Consider the following 16,890-nt stretch of genomic DNA (forward strand, 5'->3'; position numbering starts at 1 on the left):
TGACGCCGCTCTCGTCGGCCGCCGCGATCCGGGACGACCGTTCGGCGAAACCCCCTTGCCGAGGGACGGGCGGTCTGCACCGGCGTCAGACCGGTTGACGCCGGCGCGGATGCGGCGACGACGGGTGGGTATCCCTCGGTGTCGTCTCCTGCGCACCGTGGGTGAGCGGCCGGGTGCCCCCCGGGCGAGCAGACGACTACTCGCCCGGAGGGGCCTGGCGGAGCTGGTCACAGGTGCGCTGTACCTCTTCCCACACCCGGCGAGCATCGGCATCCTCAGCGATCCAGCGCCGCCCGGCCGCATCGGCTGCCGAGTCACCGTTGTCGGCGAGGACGTGCAGTTCCACGAGGCGGTCGACCCAGCCCGAGTGGCGGACGTCGTCCCGGCCGGGATCCGCAGCGGAGTGCCCCTGTGCATGGTTGCCATCCATGGCTCGCCCTCCAGGTCGGCCGGCCTTGCGGCCGGCGGGTGATAGTGGCCGCACGCCGAGGCCACCACACCGTGCTCCGGCCATGACGACAGTCACCGACCCCTTGACCTTATCGCAACAGTTGCGCTCAGGCACGGAAATGGGCCTTCTCGTGGCGCCACCGGACCGGGGTGGCGGTACCGCTCCACGATGCGTACCGCTACCCCGGTGATGTGCGGTGATGGAGCGACGGATCCAGCAGGAGGCGTCTTGTCGGTTCGGCACGTGCCACCGCGGGGACTGCTCGGCGCGATGGTGCCAGCCGGTGTTGCGGCCTACCATCTGGGGCCGGCGGCGACTTGGTTGTCGACGGTCCGCCGATGGGTACCCGCACTGGCCGGTCAGGGCCGACCGGACCACGTCGCGTTGACCTTCGACGACGGGCCCGGCCCCGGCTCGACTCCCGCGGTGCTGTCCGTCTTGGAGGCCCTCGATGTGCGCGCGACGTTCTTCGTGCTCGGCGCCGAGCTGGCCCGTCGCCCGGAGCTCGGTCGCGCCGTGTGCGCCGCCGGACACGAGCTCGCGGTACACGGCTGGGACCACCGGTGGTTGCTGGGCCGGCCGTTTCCCCGTGTCCGGGAGGACCTCGCCCGTTGCCGCGATCTGGTGGCGGACCTCACCGGCCGACCGCCGGTCTGGTTCCGGCCGCCCTACGGCGTACTCACCGGAGACGCCCTGCTCGCTGCCCGGTCCCTCGGTCTGCGACCGGTGCTCTGGACGGCGTGGGGACGCGACTGGGCGGCTACGGCGACGGCCCGTTCGGTGGTGGAGGCGGTGACCCCGGGCCTGAGTGGCGGAGCCACCCTGCTGCTGCACGACGCCGACCACGCGTCGGCACCGGGCGCCTGGCGGTCCACGGTCGCGGCACTACCGCACATCGCCGCCCTCGCTGCCGCCCGCGGGCTTGCGCCGGGTCCGCTGTCCGAGCACGGCGTCGGGGCACCCCGGGGGCCGAGCCGGGAGGAAGACGCCCATCCGCCCCGGTTCACGCCGGTCCCCTCCGCGTCGCCGGCGGAATCGCGGTGACCATCGCACTGGCGGTTGCGGCGGCGGTCCTGCTCGGGCTCGGTTTCGTGTTGCAGCAGCGGGTGGCGCAGCAGGCGCCTCCTGAGGACTCGCTGTCCTTCAGGCTGTTCGCAGACCTCATCGGCAAGCCGTTGTGGTTGGCCGGGATCGCGGCGATGGTGGGTGGCCAGATCCTCGGCGCGGTCGCGCTGGGCGCCGGTGACGTGACCCTGGTCGAGCCGTTGCTGACCACGAACCTGCTGTTCGCGCTGGTGCTGGCGCGGCTGCTGTCGGCGCAGCAACTGGGTGGGCGGGAGTGGGGCGGCGCGGCCCTGCTGATCGCGGGCGTCGTGGCGTTCATCGCGGCGACCCGCCCCGGAACCGGGGCGGGGACCGTCGCCGAGCCGCAGAACTGGATCTTCATCGGGCTCGTCCTGGTGATCGTCGCGGGGCTGGTCGCACTCGCCCGCAGGACCTCGGGCTCGGCGCAGGCCACCACGCTCGCCGCGGCGGCGGGTCTGCTGTTCGGCACGCAGGACGGACTCACCCGGGCCGCGATGCGGATCCTCGACGGAGGTGGGCCGGGCGAGCTGCTGCGGTCATGGCTGCCCTACGTCGTCCTGGCCGTGGCCGTGGTCGGCCTGCTGCTGGCTCAGAGCGCGTTCGAGGCCGCCCCGCTGCGGGCCTCCCTTCCTCCGATCACCGCCGCCGAGCCGTTGGTCGGCATCGCCTACGGCATCACGGTGTTCGGGGAGCGGGTGCGGGTCGCGCCCCCCTGGTTGGCCGTGGAGGCGGGGGGACTGGCCGCGATGATCGTCGGCGTGGTCCTGCTGGCCCGCTCCCACATGTTCGCGCCGCACCGCCATCGTCGACATCCCCAGGTTCAGTCATGATCGGGATCCTGCTCGCGATCGGCGCCGCGCTGAGCAACGCCCTCGGCACCGTCTTCCAGCGCAAAGCCGCCCAACAAGCCCCGCCCGAAGACACGATGCGGCCGGCTCTGCTGGCCGACCTGGCGCGCCGGCCGGTCTGGCTGGTCGGCATCCTGGGGCTGATCGGCGGCTTCCTGTTCCAGGCCGCGGCGCTGCGCTTCGCCGAGCTCACCGTGGTACAGCCGATCGTGGTCAGCGAGCTCCCGCTGACCCTGCTGATCGCAGCGCTGGTGTTCCGGGCCCGGCTCGACCGGGAGGCCGTGTGGGGCACGGTGGCGGTGAGCGCCGGGGTGGCCCTGGTCCTCATCGCCACCGACCCCCGGCGCGGCCACCCGACCGGAGCGTTCACGTGGCTGCTCGCCAGCGTGTCCACCGTGGCGGTGGTGGTATCGCTGGTGGTGGCCGGCCTGCGCGCCAGCGGCAGCCGGCGCGCGGCCCTGTTCGGCGCGGCCGCCGGTGTGGGGTTCGGGTTCACGGCCGCGCTGATGAAGGGGGCGATCCTGGGACTGCGCCACGGCGTCGGGGGGTTGTTCTCCTCCTGGCAGCTCTACGCCATGGTCGTCGTCGGGATCGCCAGCGTCTTCCTGGCCCAGAACGCGCTGCAGGCCGGACCGATCGTGGCCGCCCAACCGCCCATCACCATCTGCGACCCACTGGCCAGCGTGGCCTACGGCGTGCTGGTGTTCGGTGAACACCTACGCGACGGGTACTGGATCATCCCCACCCTCACCGGTGCCGGCATCGTCATCCTCGGGACCGTGCTGCTCTCGCACTCCTCGTTGATCACCGTCGAGGCCTCCCACGACACCGGCGCCGCCACCGGGCCCGACGACTCGTCCCGGCTCGACCAGCACCATCGCAGACCCGCGCTGTAGCAGCAGGGCCGGCATCGCCCGCGCCGCTCAGAAACGAGTGCGCCGCGCGGCTACCCATCGCACCAGGACCTCCACGGGATCGTGGACGAACACCGCCGACGCCCGGGCCAACTGCGCCTCGCGCACGCCGCACGGCCGACGCAACCGATCCACCGCCTCGAGCAGCGCCGGACCGTCCGGCGCCATCGACACCACCCCCGCCTCGGCCAGCGCCCGCACACCCAGCCGACCGTGGCCCGGCAGCGGACGGTGCACCACCACCGGCAGGCCCGCGGCGAACGCCTCGGCACAGGTGCCGCCCCCGGACTGGTCCACGAGAACCGCGCTCCCGGCGAACAGGTCAGGAAGATCGTCACGCCATCCCAGGGCCACACAGCCGGCCACCCCGGCGATCCGCCGGCGCAACCGTTCGTTGCGACCGCACAGCACGACCGGACGCGCCCCCTCCAGTCGCGCCACCCACCTCGCTGTCGTGGCGGCCTCCCCGACCCCCCACGATCCGGCCGAGACGAGCACGGCGTCCTCGCCGGCACGCAACCCCATCAGGCGACGGCCCCGGGCCGCGTCGGCCGGCCCGTGAAAGCGTTCGCCGACCACGGGGCCCGGCGCGCACGCCGGCCGCCCCGTCCGCTCGCGGGCCTGCGCCGCAACCCATGGATAGGGGCACAGAAACATGTCGGTCTCCGGATGCAGCCACTGGCGGTGCGCGGCCGGCTCGGTGATCACGACGACACTCGGGGCGTCGAGCCCGCCCCGCCTGCGCATCCGACCCGCCGTCTGCGCGGCCAGGTGGAACGTGGAGACCACCGCGCACGGCCGGTGCCCCTCGATGATCGACCGCAGGCGGTGCGCAGCGAGCGCGTCGAGCGGGTAGGTCCCGGGCCGGCAGAACCGGTGCTCGTCGAAGAAGACCCGGAAGATGGCCTCGTACAACCACGGCGCCGCCCGCAGCATGCCGGAATACCCCCTGCGAATCCCCCGGCCCACACCGGCGGGCAACACCTCGAGCAGATCCAGGACGAGCACCCGCCCACCCCGGTCGCGGATCCGGGCCGCCAGCTGATGGGCGACCTGGTCGTGGCCTGCACCCATACCGGCGCTGAGGATCAACCACGGACCGGGCGCAACCACACGTGCGCTCATCGTCGCCTCCCACCCGATCCCGGGATCATCGTGTTCGCGCCATGAGGAGGACGGCCGCAGACACCACCGCCAATCGGACGGGGCTCCGCGTGAGCTCGGGAGCGACGATCAACGTGCCGGATGCTGCGGGTGGATGCGGCATGCGGGCACTGTTGAGCAGCAGGGTCGCAATCGCTACCGCCAGTGTGCCGACGGCGGTCCGTGCGGCCGAGGTGCGGGCGGCGCCGGCCTGGTCGGCGAGTGGCATCGTCACGGATCGGCCATTCGGCCGCGGTCCGGAGACGTCGTCGAGCTGTCAGTGCGGCCGGCCTGCCGTGTCCTGCCAGGGGCGGGCAAGGCGGGCCGACGTCTCGAACATCAGGGCGTGCACGAAAGCCTGCGGCAGATTGCCGCGCAGCTGGCGCTGCGCCACGTCGTACTCCTCGGAGAAAAGCCCGGGAGGGCCGCACGCGGCCCGGTTGCGCTCGAACCAACGGACCGCGGCCACCGCGTCGCCCACCTGGTGCCGGGCCAGCGCCATGAGGAATCCGCACAGCACGAAGGCACCCTCGGCCTCACCGAGCGGCCGGGCGTCGTGCCGGAACCGATAGAGGTAGCCGTCGTCCGCCAGCTCCCTCTCCACCGCGTCCAGGGTGGCCAGGGACCGTGAGTCGGTGGCGGGCAGCGCGCCACGGATCGCCGGGAGCAGCAGGGCCGCGTCGACCCGGGGGTCGCCCGGCGCGCGCTGCCAGTGCCCCGCGGGGTGCAGGCAGTCGGCGGCGGCATCGGCCAGGATGGCGTCGGCCAATGCGCTCCAGGCGGCGGCGTCCACGGCGGCGGCTCCGGCGGCGGCGATCGCGCGCAAGCCTGCCGCGCAGGTCAGCCGGGAGTGTGTCCAGTGCCGGTCGTCCAGCTCCCAGATCCCGGCATCGGGCTCGCACCAGCGCTGCTCGATGGCGGCCACGGTGGCGATGACCGCCTTGTGGTGGTCGGTGCCCAGATGGTCGTGCCGGGCCGCGGCGGCGAACAGCAGCAGCGCCTCGCCGAACGCGTCGAGCTGGAACTGGGCGTTGGCATGGTTGCCGACGATGTCGTAGCCCCCGGGATAACCGGGCAGGTTCAGTGAGCGCTCGTCGGGGACCGACACCCCGGCGATGGTGTAGGCGGGCTTCAGATCGGGCCCGTCCGCCAGGATCCGCTCGGCGACGAACCGGACCGCATCGTCGAGCAGCGGGTGCGGCCCGTCGGCGGAAACGGCCTGCCCGGCGTAGCACTGATCGCGGATCCAGACGTAGCGGTAGTCGTAGTTGCGGCCCTGCTCCGCCCGCTCGGGAAGACTCATCGTGGCCGCCGCGACCATGCCACCGCCGGACCCGGTCAGCCCACGCAGCACGGCGTAGGAGCGCCGCGCGTCGCGCGGGGCCAGGGTCTCGCCGACCCCGGACACCACCTCGTGCCACGCGGCCTCGGTGGCCGCCCACGCCCGGTCGGGCTCCGGCGGGCTGTCCCCCAGCTCGCCGTCGGACAACTCCAGGACCAGATCGTGGTGTGCGCCTTCGCGCAGGCCGATGGTCGTGACCAGGCGCCGGCCGCCCTGACCGGACCGGACCACCGCGGCCCCCGCGCCGCCGCTGAAGCGCAGCCGCAGGTCCCCGACGCGGCCCTCCCAGCGGCCCTCGTCGTCGCGGTGCAACTCCCGCAGGTGCCGGCGGCCGAACCCGGCGGCCGGCTCCAGCGTGACCTCGACGCGGGCACCACCCTGCACCGCGACGATCCGGCGCAGGATCACCGCCCGGTGCGCGTCCCCGGGGAACGCCAGGGCCTCGCGGCACTCCACGATCCCGGTCTCGGTGACCCAGCGCGACCGCCAGATCAGGCTGCCCTCCTCGTAGTAGCCGCCCCACACGAACCGGCCGGTCGGGGTCACCGCGTAACAACCGCGCCCCCCGATCAAGCTGGAGAACACCGCGTCGGAGTCCCACCGCGGTGCGCACATCCACGCGACGTCCCCGTGGGGCCCGACCAGGGCCCCGCGCTCCCCGTCGGCCAGCAGGGTGTACTCCCGCAATACGTGCGGTTGCGACTGTGAATCCATGTCTGCCCTCCTAGGTCGTCGTCTCCACGGGACGGCTCCGGCTCCGTGGGCACGGTTCAGCTCCCCGGCAACCGGCCGAGTGTCACCGTCACCGCCGTAGTCCTGCCCTGCGGGTTCACGACGGTCAGCGGTGCGGACCGGCCGGGATTCGTCGCTGCGAGGACCCGGGACAGGTCGGCAGTGCTTCGCACCGGCGTGTTGTCGACGGAGGTGACGACCTCACCGACCGACACGCCGGCCTTCGCCGCCGGCCCGCCGGCCACGACATCGACGCCACCGGCACCGGCAGGCCGCCCGTTCTGGCCGACCACGCCGACGACACCGACGCCCAACTCGGCCCGGTGAGAGTTCACGACGTGGCCGCCGTGAGCGACGAGCCCCCCGGCGATGTCGGTGACGACGTTGCTCGGGATGGCGAACCCGATGCCGTTGGTGATCGGGTGGACGTGTCCGGAGCGTGTGGCGGGTCGCCGGCCAAGGCGGAGCCGTCGGCCATTCGTTGGGCCAGGCGCGAGGCCAGCGCCATGATCGTCAGTGCCGGATTGGCCGCGCCCTGGGTCGGGCAGACCGAGCCGTCGGCGACGAACACGTTCGGGACGCCCCACACCCGCTGGTTCGCATCGACGACGCTGTGCTCGGGCGAGGCGCCCATCCGCGCACCCCCGATGAGGTGTGCGAACCTCCGGATGGTCAGCACGTCCTGTGCGCCCCCGGCGTCCAGGATCTCCGTGATGACCTTCGTGGAGTGGACCATGTTGGCCTTGTCGTTCTCGCCGAGCGTGTAGTCCATGCGCGCGACCGGCTGGCCGTACGGATCGATCTCGTCGGCGAGGGTGACCCGGTTGTCGGGGTGCGGAAGCAGCTCGTTGAGCACGCCGACGGTGGCCCAGTGGTTGTAGTCGCGCATGTACTCACGCAGCGCCGGGCCCCAGTGCCCGTCGGCCAGCACGTGCTCGGCCCACCCGATCGGCAGCGGCGACACGGTCTGGATCGAGAACCCGCGGGCGAAGCCCCGAGCGGGGTCGGTCTCGTAGAACTGCTCGCTGGAGATCTCCGGCGGCGGTGCCTTGTACATCCGCATCTCCTCGGGCCACCGACCCGCGGCCTGGGTGGCGCCCTGCACCATCACGTAGCGGCCGACCTGGTCGGTGTTGTTGCCCAGCCCGTGTGGATGGCGGCGGCTGGTCGAGGCCAGCAGCAGCCGCGGCGTCTCGATGGAGTACCCGGCCACGGCGACGGACCGGCCCCGCTGCAGCCGGTGCGGGCCGCTTGCTTCGTCGGCGTACACGACGCCGCGGGCGCGCCCGGTGGCGTCGATCTCGACGCTCAGCGCCATGGAATTCGCGCGGATCTCCACGCCGTGCGCGAGCGCATCGGGCAGGTGCGTGACGAACGGGCTTGCCTTGGCGTTGACCTTGCAGCCCTGCAGGCAGTACCCGCGGTAGATGCAGTGCGGCCGATTACCGAACGTGCCGTTCACGATGCCCACGGGCCCGACGCGCATCTCGATCCCGCAGCGCAGGGCGCCCTCGCGCAGCTTCGCCGCGGCCCCCGACACCGGGTGCGGGGAGAACGGGTAGCGGTGCGGATATCCCCACGGCCAGTCCTGGCCCGCGACGGGCAGCTCGCGCTCGACGCGCTCGTAGTGCGGGCGCAGGTCCTCGTAGCCGATCGGCCAGTCGGCGCCCACACCGTCATCGCGGTAGGTGGAGAAGTCCGACGGGTGGAACCGCGGCGTGTAGCCGGCGTAGTGGACCATCGACCCGCCAACACCACGCCCGGAGTTGTTCTTGCCCAGCTCGACCGGGTCGGCGCCGCCGATGATCCGCGGCTGGGTCCAGTACAGCGAGTGGCTGCCGGCCTCGTCGGACACCCAGTCCTCGTCGGGATGCCAGAACGGGCCGGCCTCCAGGAGCACGATCGTCCAACCGCGGCGGGCCAGCCGCTGGGCCAGCACCGAGCCGCCCGCTCCGGCGCCGACGATCACGAGATCGACCTCGTCGTCGTCGCGGTAGCGGCGCATGGTGGCTTCCCCGGGCAGGTCGCGGGCGTGCACGTCGAGCAGAAACCTCGAGTCGTTGTCCCGCGGCCCGACCGCGCCCTTGAGCAGGCCACGCCAGAAGTCACCCATCGGTCCTCCTCCGCACGGGGTCGTCGGCGAACGCGCCGGGGGACTCGAACGGTTCCCGGACTCCGGGCCCTTCCCGTCCGGGCCCGCCCAGCCGCAGGAAGCCGCGCGGGTAGGCGGGGCCGCCGAAACCGATCTCGTTCCAGGCCCACGGGTGGGAGTAGAACTCCGACAGCACGGCCCGCATCACCACCGACCACGCCCGGGCCACATCGAGCTCGTCCAAGGCGTCCCCGACCAACCGACCGGCCGCGAACTCGCCGACGATCGCCTCGCGCTGTTCAGCGGTACAGCCGGCGAAGCCCGTCCGGTATCCCTGGTCGGCGGTGTGGTCCAGCCCGCGCAGGGCCAGCCGCCAGGTGTCGCGGTCGTCGGGCATGTCGGCGTACCGGTAGCCGTCCAGGCGTCCGGCGGCGAGCTTGGCGTCGACCATCTCCGCGACCGGCACCCGCGGGTCGGCGTCCTGGGCCAGTGCGGTGTCACAGAACGCGCGCAGCGTCGGTTCCTCGGCGGGGGTGAAGAACCGCAGCGGACCGGATGGTTCCAACCGGGCCATCACCACCCGCCTCGTCGCGTCGTCCCAGGCATCGGCGGCGTCCAGGACGTCGAAGTCCGGGTAACGGCCGATCATCTGCGGGGTCGTGCCACGGCGCTGGCGGGGCAGCCACGACGGGGGCGGCGGTTGCCTGCCCGGGCGCAGCCTGGGCAGGTGTTCGCCATGCCGGGGGTCGGGCTCGTCGGTGTCCGCCACCCTCACACCTCCCGGCGGAGGATCGCCGCGAGCAAACCCATCCCACCGACCATGGCCATCAGCCCGGGCGCGGAGATCGGCGGCCCCATCGGCACGTTGTAGGAGGCGAGTCTCCAGCCACCCGGCTTGCGGGCCACCCCACGAATGTGGAAGTACTCCCCCAGCAATCCATCCGCCGCGTACAACCCGGCGGCCACCGGGAGCGCGGTCTTGGCCCACCGCCGCGAGAAGACCCCGGCGATCCCCGCCGCCACCAGCGGCGGGGTCAGCAGCACCGGGCTCCACATCCACTTGTTGCCGAAGCTGGCCTTGTAGTGCTCGAGGTAGACCTCGGCCCCGGTCACCAGCGCGGACGCCGCGGTCAACCCGGACAGTGACCGCTCGAAGCGGCCGTGTTCCACGTTCCGGACCAGGCGGTCGACGGCATGATCGGCGTCGGTGGCGGCGCCGTGGTCGACGGCGCGCCTTCTCCGGACGGTCATTTCAACTCCTCTGACTCATGCGGGCGCCGAGCGCGCCGGCGACGGCGAACCCGGTGGCGATCGCGGTGTCGAGCAGCGCTACGCGCCGCCAGCGGGGGGCGACGGCGCCGAACGCGACCCCGGTCAGGGCGTGCAGGCCATCGGTCGCCGACCCGAGGGCGAGCACCCGCGGGCGCGGAGAGCCCACGGTGACCGCGGCCTGGCCCAGGTGTCGCAGCCCGAGAATCCGCAGCACGGCGCGGGCGTTGCCGCTCGTGCGGGGCTGCCCCTCGAGGCGGAGCAGGCGACCGGGGACAGCCAGGAGGGTGGCGCCCCACACGGCCCGCAGCACGGACACGACTGCGGCGTCCGTCATCGCAGGGCCCGCCGTAGGCCGAGGCCCAGCAGCGCGACAGCGCCCGCGCCGAACGCGCCGAGGACCCCGTGGTGCTGCGAGGCCCACAGCTGGTAGCTGCTACCCATCGACCGGTTGTCGAATGCGCCGTGGGCCGCGAAATCGCGCCCGTTCGGCCCGTCCGCCGGCTCCCACAGGTTGGCCGGTTGATCGGGGTCGCGTGGTTGCCCCGTCTGCTGCGACGAGTACCCGGTCCTCGCCAGGTAGCGGTCGAGCAGGCCGGGCGCGACCTTGTTCGCGATCAACGTGGCGGCCGTCGTTGCCCCCACCCAGTACTCTCGCCGTCGCGGGTGGTCAGCGGCGTACACAATACCCCGGGCAGCGATCTCCGGCTGGTAGATCGGCGGCACCGGCTGGGCGTGGTGGGGCAGCCGGGACAGCACCCAGGAGAACTGCGGGGTGTTCACCGCCGGCATCTGCACCATCGTCACGCGCACGTTGCTCTTGTCGTGCAGCAACTCGCAGCGCAGCGACTCGTGGAAGCCCTGGATGGCGTGCTTGGCCCCGCAGTAGGCCGACTGCAGCGGGATCCCGCGGTAGGCCAGCGTCGAACCGACCTGCACGATCGTGCCGCGGTCCCGCTGCAGCATCCGGTTCAGCGCCACCCGGGTGGCGTAGACGTAGCCGAGGTAGCTGACCTCGGTGACCCGCCGGTACTCATCGGGCTCGATCTCGGTGAACGGCGCGAACACCGAGGTGAACGCGACGTTGATCCAGACGTCGATCGGTCCCAGCTCACGCTCGATCCGCTCGGCGGCCGCGTCGAGCCGCGCGTGGTCGGCGGTGTCGACCTCGATCGGCAGTGCCGTGCCGCCCGCGGCCTCGACGTCGCCGGCGGCACCGCGCAGCCCACGCTCACCGCGAGCAAGCAGTGCCACCTTCGCGCCACGGGCACCGAACGCCCGCGCGGTGGCCCGGCCGATGCCACCGCTGGCCCCGGTCACCACCACCACCTGACTGCCATCACCCGTCATCGCTGGCACTCCTCGCTCTGTCTCCGGCGTTCCTGTCCCGCGGTAGTGGCCGGCTTCGGGGGGCCGCCACCAGGTCCAGGGCCCCGCGCACCCGCACGACGGGCATCCCGGCGCGGGACACCTCCACCGAGATGTCGGAGTCCCGCAGCGGGCCGTCCCGGCCCGGCGGGTTCATGTCTCCCCCACCTGGGAGCGGCGGGCCACGTCATCGCGCACTGTCAGACCGATTTCCGGGGTTACGGGGTCCGGGTACGGAGTCTCGGCACCCCACTCGTCCAGCTGGTCCGCAACGGTCCGCCCTGCCACGCTTCCTCCTCTCTCGCTGCCGTCACCTGATAGCTGCATGCCCGCTCCAGCCTCTGCGTAATCGCAATAGTTGCTATTACGCAGAGGCAATGTGATGGTGGCCGGGCAGCTGCCAGGGCGATTGGCCCAGGACGGAGCAGTGATGGACACTCCCGACATGGACGACACCGGGCGAGGCGACGGCGACCGGCCCACCCGCGAGGAGATCGATGCGATCATGCTTGCGGCCCGGGTCTTCGTCGCGATCGCCGCACAGTCGGTCGCCGAGGTCAACGAGCAGGTGACACTGCCCCAGCTCCGGGTCCTGGTCATGATCGCCAGCCGCGGGCCGTTGAACCTCGCCGCCGTCGCGCAGAGTCTCGGGGTGCACTCCTCCAACGCCACCCGGGCCTGTGACCGCCTGGTCACCGCAGGTCTGCTGCATCGCAGCGACGACCCGACCGACCGCCGCAACCTCGTACTCGAACTCACCCGCGACGGACGTCACCTGGTGGACACGATGAACGAGAAGCGGCGCACGGCCATCAGTGGCGTTCTCGAACAGATGTCGCCCGCCCGACGGCGCCGCCTCGTACCGCTTCTGCGTGCCTTCGCGAGGGCCGCCGGGGAGATCCCCGACACCAAGGCCTGGGCCCTGGGCTGGACGACCGAACAACCGCTCGGCGGCACCGCCCCCGACGGTTCCGCGGCGTAGGGCGACTCCGACGCGCCCGGCGCGTCGGGCCGGCCCGCGCGCCTTCGTGAGCAGCGCACCCCGAGGCTCTGCGCGTCGGGCGCGATCGACGCCGCACCGAGGACGGCCTCGCCGCAGCGCACAGCGTCCGCGCCCAGCTACCGCCCGGGCGCAGCCCCTTCGAAGCCACGCAACCTGCCCGGCGCGCAATCTCCGACTGGTCGACGTTCTGCCGCTTGTCCCTGAATGCGTTAGCGCCTGGCCTTCGGCGAGCTGTCAGCGAGGAGTGCAGTGCCGCATCAACGGGACTCGCGTCAGACCGGACGCCCGATCGCCTCGACGCCTCCGGCCAGGGTTCGCACGATGTCGGCGGCCGGATTCACGTCGTTGGTCAGCGACCAGGATTGTCGACCAGGATTGTCTACGACCACCGCAGCCGAAGTCGCCTTCGAAGCCTTCCATCGACATGAAGACGTTGTATCGCGGCTGCGCGACCTGTCCACCACCCGGAAGAAGACGAGGGCCGGCACCTCTTCCTCGAGGCGACACTCGACCTGCGCGTCATCCTCACCCGCCAACGGCACCATGATGTCGACACCGACCGGTTTGCCGGTGAGCGCGCGTCTCGCGAATCTGTTCGCGGCTGACGGGGGCCGGCAGCCCTCTCATGCCCAGGACGCCGAGGCCACCGGCATTCGGTCCGGCTGCCGCGAGTTCCCCCGGCGAGTCCAGGGCGATCTCCGCCAGGACCGCCGAACTCCGCTGCTCAGTCTGTTCCCGCCACCCGGACCACTCCCCGCATTGCACAACCTTGCTCCGCTTTCACCACCAGCACGCCGTACGAACGGCCCGGCCACCAGCCGGTGAGCCGCGGGCGTCAGTCGTGCACCTCGGGCCCGCGGGCGGCTCCGCGGGCCCGAGGCCTCGACAGTCAGCTCCGGAGCTTCTCCGCCGCGCTCAGCACCGACTTCACGATGGAGTCGTACCCCGTGCACCGGCAGAGGTTGCCGGAGATGCACTCCCGCACCTCCTCGGCCGTCGGGTCCGGGTTGCTCTCGAGGAACTCGGTCGCGCACATGAGCATCCCGGGGGTGCAGAAACCGCACTGCAGGCCGTGGTTGTCCCAGAAGGCCTCCTGGAGCGGGTTCAGCTCACCCCCGTCGGCCAGGCCCTCCACGGTGGTGATCGTGCTGCCGTCCGCCTGGACCGCCAGCATCAAGCACGCCCGCGCGGTGCGCCCGTCCACGAGGATCGTGCAGGCACCGCACACCCCGTGCTCGCACCCGAGGTGCGTGCCGGTGAGCCCGCACGTGTGGCGGATGAAGTCCGCCAGCGTCAGCCGTGGCTCGCAGTCCGCCGTGTAGACGTGGCCGTTGATGGTGACCGAGACCGTCTGCTTGTCGCTCATGCCTGCACCCCACTCCGCTCGACGGCCGCTGCGACGGCCCGCTTGACCAGCAGCCGGGCCATGTCCCGGCGGTAGGACGCGGGCGCGTGGACGTCGCCCGTCGGGTTGATGCTGTCGGCCACCGTCGCCGCGGCGGCGTCGATCACCTCCGCGGTCGGCTGCGCGCCGGCGAGGACGGCCTCCGCCGCGTGCAGCCGAACGGGAACCGAGTCCACTCCGCTCGCGGCCAGCCGGACCAGATCGACCGAACCGTCGGACCCGAGATGCACGGCGGCCATCGCGGCCACGATGGCGAAGTCCCCGTGCCGCCGGGCCAGCTCCTCGACGGCGACCCCGGTTCCGGCCGGCAGGCGCGGCAGCCGGACCGCGGCCAGCACCTCGTCCGGTTCCATCGCCGTGGTGAACGTCCCCACGAAGAAGTCCTCGGCCACGATGGTGCGCGAACCCTTCGGGCCCTCCACCACCAGCTCGCCGGCCAGGCCGGTGACCAGGGCCGGGAGCTCGCTGGCCGGATCGGCATGGGCCAGGCTGCCGCCGATCGTTCCGCGGTTGCGGTTGGTGACGTGCCCGACGTGGTGGAGCGCCTGCGGCAGCAACGGGACGGCGTCTGCGACCGTCCGGCTGATCTCCACGTCACGCTGCCGGGTCATGGCTCCGATCAGCAGGCTTCCGTTGTCCTCACGGATGTAGTCCAGCTCGCCGACGCGGTTGATGTCGATCAGGATCGACGGGCGGGCCAGCCGGAAACTCATCAGCGGCACGAGGCTCTGTCCGCCGGCGAGCACCTTGGCGTCGGCCCCGTGCTCGCGCAGCAGCGCGACCGCTTCCTGCACATCGCCCGCACGGGCGTACTTGACGGCCGGGGGCTTCATGCCGACCCCTCCTTGCGCGACTGGGCTTCACGGATCAGCTCGAGGAGCCGGGGCGGGGTGATCGGGAACCGGGTCACCTTCACGCCGAGGTCGCTGAGCGCGTCGTCGACGGCGCTGGCGACCAGCGACACACCGGCGATCGTGCCTGCCTCCCCGACGCCCTTGACGCCGCCCGGGATGTCCGGTGCCGGCGTCTCCTGGTGGAAGAACTGGAACGGCGGGATGTCCATCGCCGTGGGCAGCAGGTAGTCCATGAAGCTGGCGGTCTTCAGCTGGCCTTCCTCGTCGTAGACGAGCTCCTCGAGCAGCGCGCCGCCCAGCGCCTGGGCCAGGCCGCCGGCGAGCTGGCCGTCGACCAGCATCGGGTTGATCACCGTGCCGCAGTCGTGGGCCTGCAGGCAGTCGAGCAGCGACACCATCCCGCTCTCGCGGTCGACCTCGACCAGCAGGACCGTGCAGCCGTAGGAGGTGGCCATGTTCGGCGGGTCGAACACGTCGACCTCCTCCAGCGTGGGCATCTCGTTCTCGGGCAGCCGGTCCAGCAGCCGCCGGTAGGCCGCGTCCCCGACGTCGCGGGTGGACACCGACTTGCCGGTCGTGCCGCGCACGCTGATCTCGCCGTTCTCGATCTCCAGGTCGTCCGGGGATGCCTCGAGCAGCTCGGCGGCCACCCGGAGGATCTTCGCGCGCAGTCGCGTGCTGGCCCGGAGGATCGAGGCACCGCCGAGCGGAGCGCCCCGGCTGCCGCCCGTGCCGTACCCGGTGAAGGGGCACGAGTCGGTGTCGCCGGTGACGACGACGACGTCGTCCATCGGGACGCCGAGCGCGTCCGCGGCGATCTGGGCGTAGGTGGTGTGGGTGCCCTGCCCCATGTTGATCTGGCCCGAGAAGACCGTCACCTTGCCGACCGAGTCCATCCGGACGGTGGCCTCGTCGAAGCCGGAGTGCTGCAGGCCGACCAGGTTCATGATCCGGCTGGGGCCGTAGCCGCTCGGTTCGATGTGGAAGGAGTAGCCGATCCCGACGGAGCGCCCTTCGGCCCGGGCCTGTGCCTGGCGCTCCCGCCAGCCCAGCTCCTCGACCTTGCTCATCGCGAGGTCGAGGCAGTCGGCGTACCGGCCGCTGTCGAAGGTGAAGGCAGCCCCGCTGAAGTAGGGGAACTCCTCGGGCGCGGGGAAGTTCTTGCGCCGGATCTCGGCCCGGTCCATCCCCAGTTCGCGGGCGGCGAACTCGATGAGCCGCTCGTGCACGATGTTGCCCTTGGGCGCCCCCCAGCCCCGGTAGGAACCATACGGCGCCCGGTTGGTCACGACGACCTTGACCGTCACGTCGAGGTTGGGGATCTTGTACGGCCCCATGCACGTCAGTACGGACGCCCACGGCGGTCCGGAGCCGACGGTGCTGAAGGCGCCGCCGAGGACCCCGTAGGAGACCCCGCGCAGGCCGAGGATGGTGCCGTCGCTGCGCAGCGCCATCTCGAAGTCGAGGCGCTGGTCGCGCGAGTGACCGGTGGCGACGAAGCTGTCCGATCGGTCCTCGACGAGCTTGACCGGGCGGCCGGTGCGCCGGGACAGGACGGCGGCGATGACCTCCTCACCGTAGAAGTCGAACTTGTTGCCGAAGCCACCGCCGAGGTCGGGCGTCCGGATGCGGATCTTGTGCACGGGTACGCCGAAGACCTCGCACAGCAGGTCGCGGGCGAGGTTGGGCGCCTGGGTCGACAGCCAGAGGTCGAGGGTGTCGGAGAAGGAGTCCCAGTTCACGATGCAGCCGCGCGGCTCCAGCGGGCACCCCATCGCACGGCCGTGCGTGAAGCTGCCCTCGACCACGAGATCGGCCGAGGCGAACGCCTCGTCGGCGTCGCCGTTGGAGTAGGTGAGCGAGCCGCTGACGTTGTCGGGCCAGTCGTCGTACAGCTTGGGCGCGTCGGGCGCGAGCGCCGCGTCGAGGTCCGCCACCACCGGCAGCGGCTCGTACTCGACGTCGATCAGCTCGAGCGCGTCCTCGGCGACGTAGCGGTCGGTCGCGACGACGGCCGCGACCGCCTGCCCGACCCACCGGACGCGGTCGACGGCCAGGGCGTGCGTCTTCGCGATCCGCTGCTCCGGGATCGGGAGCCAGATGACCGGCTGCTGGCCGGCGACGGCGGCGAGATCCTTCCCGGTGATGACGTCGAAGACCCCGGGCAGTTCACGGGCCCGGCTGGTGTCGATGCTGACGATGCGGGCGTGCGCGAGGGGGCTGCGCAGGACCGCTGCTTCGATCATCTTCGGCACTTCGACGTCGTCGATGAACATCCCTCGACCGGCCAGCAGGCGGGGATCCTCGGTACGCCGGATGCGGTTGCCGGTGTACCGGTTCGGACTATGAACCTGATCTTGAACGGGTTCAACCATGGTCATGG

General features: G+C 72.1%; 17 protein-coding genes. 4 read left to right on the forward strand and 13 right to left on the reverse strand.

All coding sequences use genetic code 11. From position 1 onward, the window contains the following. Nucleotides 1-196 precede the first annotated feature (196 nt). A complete protein-coding gene (locus tag HF526_RS13925; protein WP_169381847.1) occupies nt 197-430 on the reverse strand; it encodes a hypothetical protein in 234 nt (77 codons plus the stop codon). A gap of 291 nt (nt 431-721) precedes the next feature. Between HF526_RS13925 and HF526_RS13930 the strand changes: the two genes are divergently transcribed. Genes HF526_RS13930 through HF526_RS13940 form a run of 3 tightly spaced genes read left to right on the forward strand, consistent with a single transcriptional unit; the run spans nt 722 to nt 3,281 of the window. Beyond that, nucleotides 722-1,495 (forward strand): polysaccharide deacetylase family protein, encoded by a 774-nt coding sequence (locus HF526_RS13930; RefSeq protein ID WP_169381888.1) that lies wholly within the window; start codon nt 722-724, stop codon nt 1,493-1,495. After that, entirely contained in the window at nt 1,492-2,367 is an 876-nt protein-coding gene (locus tag HF526_RS13935) for a DMT family transporter (RefSeq protein ID WP_169381848.1), read from the forward strand. The genes HF526_RS13930 and HF526_RS13935 overlap by 4 nt, the downstream gene beginning before the upstream one ends. After that, nucleotides 2,364-3,281 (forward strand): DMT family transporter, encoded by a 918-nt coding sequence (locus HF526_RS13940; RefSeq protein ID WP_169381849.1) that lies wholly within the window; start codon nt 2,364-2,366, stop codon nt 3,279-3,281. Before HF526_RS13935 ends, HF526_RS13940 begins: the two co-directional genes overlap by 4 nt. 27 nt (nt 3,282-3,308) lie before the next feature. Here HF526_RS13940 and HF526_RS13945 read toward each other — a convergent pair whose 3' ends face one another. The 8 genes from HF526_RS13945 to HF526_RS13980 form a co-directional block, all read right to left on the reverse strand. Then, the gene (locus HF526_RS13945; protein WP_169381850.1) at nt 3,309-4,424 is read right to left on the reverse strand and encodes an MGDG synthase family glycosyltransferase; all 1,116 of its coding nucleotides are present in this window, start codon (nt 4,422-4,424) and stop codon (nt 3,309-3,311) included. A gap of 295 nt (nt 4,425-4,719) precedes the next feature. Next, complete coding sequence (locus HF526_RS13950) at nt 4,720-6,498, reverse strand: glycoside hydrolase family 15 protein (protein WP_169381851.1); 1,779 nt, start codon at nt 6,496-6,498, stop codon at nt 4,720-4,722. A gap of 56 nt (nt 6,499-6,554) precedes the next feature. Further along, nucleotides 6,555-6,851 carry a PDZ domain-containing protein gene (locus HF526_RS13955; RefSeq protein WP_169381852.1) on the reverse strand — a complete coding sequence of 99 codons (297 nt, stop codon included), beginning with the start codon at nt 6,849-6,851 and terminating at the stop codon, nt 6,555-6,557. Continuing rightward, nucleotides 6,848-8,629, reverse strand: coding sequence for a GMC family oxidoreductase (locus HF526_RS13960; RefSeq protein WP_169381853.1), 1,782 nt, complete (start codon nt 8,627-8,629; stop codon nt 6,848-6,850). The genes HF526_RS13955 and HF526_RS13960 overlap by 4 nt, the downstream gene beginning before the upstream one ends. Next, entirely contained in the window at nt 8,622-9,377 is a 756-nt protein-coding gene (locus tag HF526_RS13965; protein WP_211177190.1) for a gluconate 2-dehydrogenase subunit 3 family protein, read from the reverse strand. Before HF526_RS13965 ends, HF526_RS13960 begins: the two co-directional genes overlap by 8 nt. A gap of 2 nt (nt 9,378-9,379) precedes the next feature. After that, entirely contained in the window at nt 9,380-9,859 is a 480-nt protein-coding gene (locus HF526_RS13970) for a hypothetical protein (protein WP_169381854.1), read from the reverse strand. Nucleotide 9,860: 1 nt separating this feature from the next. Continuing rightward, nucleotides 9,861-10,214: a hypothetical protein gene (locus HF526_RS13975; protein WP_169381855.1), complete on the reverse strand. Its 354-nt coding sequence runs from the start codon at nt 10,212-10,214 to the stop codon at nt 9,861-9,863. Beyond that, nucleotides 10,211-11,227 carry an SDR family oxidoreductase gene (locus HF526_RS13980; RefSeq protein ID WP_169381856.1) on the reverse strand — a complete coding sequence of 339 codons (1,017 nt, stop codon included), beginning with the start codon at nt 11,225-11,227 and terminating at the stop codon, nt 10,211-10,213. Before HF526_RS13980 ends, HF526_RS13975 begins: the two co-directional genes overlap by 4 nt. Nucleotides 11,228-11,675: 448 nt before the next feature. Between HF526_RS13980 and HF526_RS13985 the strand changes: the two genes are divergently transcribed. Beyond that, a complete protein-coding gene (locus tag HF526_RS13985; protein WP_211177191.1) occupies nt 11,676-12,227 on the forward strand; it encodes a MarR family transcriptional regulator in 552 nt (183 codons plus the stop codon). Nucleotides 12,228-12,520: 293 nt separating this feature from the next. On the opposite strand, the gene HF526_RS13990 is transcribed toward HF526_RS13985, so the two are convergent. The 4 genes from HF526_RS13990 to HF526_RS14005 all read right to left on the reverse strand — a co-directional run bounded on the left by HF526_RS13990 (nt 12,521) and on the right by HF526_RS14005 (nt 16,888). Next, complete coding sequence (locus HF526_RS13990; RefSeq protein ID WP_169381857.1) at nt 12,521-12,793, reverse strand: hypothetical protein; 273 nt, start codon at nt 12,791-12,793, stop codon at nt 12,521-12,523. 344 nt (nt 12,794-13,137) lie between these two features. Further along, entirely contained in the window at nt 13,138-13,614 is a 477-nt protein-coding gene (locus tag HF526_RS13995; RefSeq protein ID WP_169381858.1) for a (2Fe-2S)-binding protein, read from the reverse strand. Continuing rightward, the gene (locus tag HF526_RS14000) at nt 13,611-14,486 is read right to left on the reverse strand and encodes an FAD binding domain-containing protein (RefSeq protein WP_169381859.1); all 876 of its coding nucleotides are present in this window, start codon (nt 14,484-14,486) and stop codon (nt 13,611-13,613) included. Before HF526_RS14000 ends, HF526_RS13995 begins: the two co-directional genes overlap by 4 nt. Then, nucleotides 14,483-16,888 (reverse strand): xanthine dehydrogenase family protein molybdopterin-binding subunit, encoded by a 2,406-nt coding sequence (locus HF526_RS14005; RefSeq protein WP_338051468.1) that lies wholly within the window; start codon nt 16,886-16,888, stop codon nt 14,483-14,485. The genes HF526_RS14000 and HF526_RS14005 overlap by 4 nt, the downstream gene beginning before the upstream one ends. Nucleotides 16,889-16,890: the final 2 nt, after the last annotated feature.

This window comes from Pseudonocardia acidicola, from assembly GCF_012911935.1.
Classification (GTDB): domain Bacteria; phylum Actinomycetota; class Actinomycetes; order Mycobacteriales; family Pseudonocardiaceae; genus Pseudonocardia; species Pseudonocardia acidicola.

Coding starts and splice junctions, on each gene's coding strand:
- HF526_RS13995 (WP_169381858.1), bottom strand. CDS start 13,614: ATGAGCGACAAGCAGACGGTCTCGGTCACCATCAACGGCCACGTCTAC.
- HF526_RS14000 (WP_169381859.1), bottom strand. CDS start 14,486: ATGAAGCCCCCGGCCGTCAAGTACGCCCGTGCGGGCGATGTGCAGGAA.
- HF526_RS14005 (WP_338051468.1), bottom strand. CDS start 16,888: ATGACCATGGTTGAACCCGTTCAAGATCAGGTTCATAGTCCGAACCGG.
- HF526_RS13925 (WP_169381847.1), bottom strand. CDS start 430: ATGGATGGCAACCATGCACAGGGGCACTCCGCTGCGGATCCCGGCCGG.
- HF526_RS13970 (WP_169381854.1), bottom strand. CDS start 9,859: ATGACCGTCCGGAGAAGGCGCGCCGTCGACCACGGCGCCGCCACCGAC.
- HF526_RS13980 (WP_169381856.1), bottom strand. CDS start 11,227: ATGACGGGTGATGGCAGTCAGGTGGTGGTGGTGACCGGGGCCAGCGGT.
- HF526_RS13930 (WP_169381888.1), top strand. CDS start 722: ATGGTGCCAGCCGGTGTTGCGGCCTACCATCTGGGGCCGGCGGCGACT.
- HF526_RS13985 (WP_211177191.1), top strand. CDS start 11,676: ATGGACACTCCCGACATGGACGACACCGGGCGAGGCGACGGCGACCGG.
- HF526_RS13975 (WP_169381855.1), bottom strand. CDS start 10,214: ATGACGGACGCCGCAGTCGTGTCCGTGCTGCGGGCCGTGTGGGGCGCC.
- HF526_RS13940 (WP_169381849.1), top strand. CDS start 2,364: ATGATCGGGATCCTGCTCGCGATCGGCGCCGCGCTGAGCAACGCCCTC.
- HF526_RS13990 (WP_169381857.1), bottom strand. CDS start 12,793: ATGGTGCCGTTGGCGGGTGAGGATGACGCGCAGGTCGAGTGTCGCCTC.
- HF526_RS13960 (WP_169381853.1), bottom strand. CDS start 8,629: ATGGGTGACTTCTGGCGTGGCCTGCTCAAGGGCGCGGTCGGGCCGCGG.
- HF526_RS13945 (WP_169381850.1), bottom strand. CDS start 4,424: ATGAGCGCACGTGTGGTTGCGCCCGGTCCGTGGTTGATCCTCAGCGCC.
- HF526_RS13950 (WP_169381851.1), bottom strand. CDS start 6,498: ATGGATTCACAGTCGCAACCGCACGTATTGCGGGAGTACACCCTGCTG.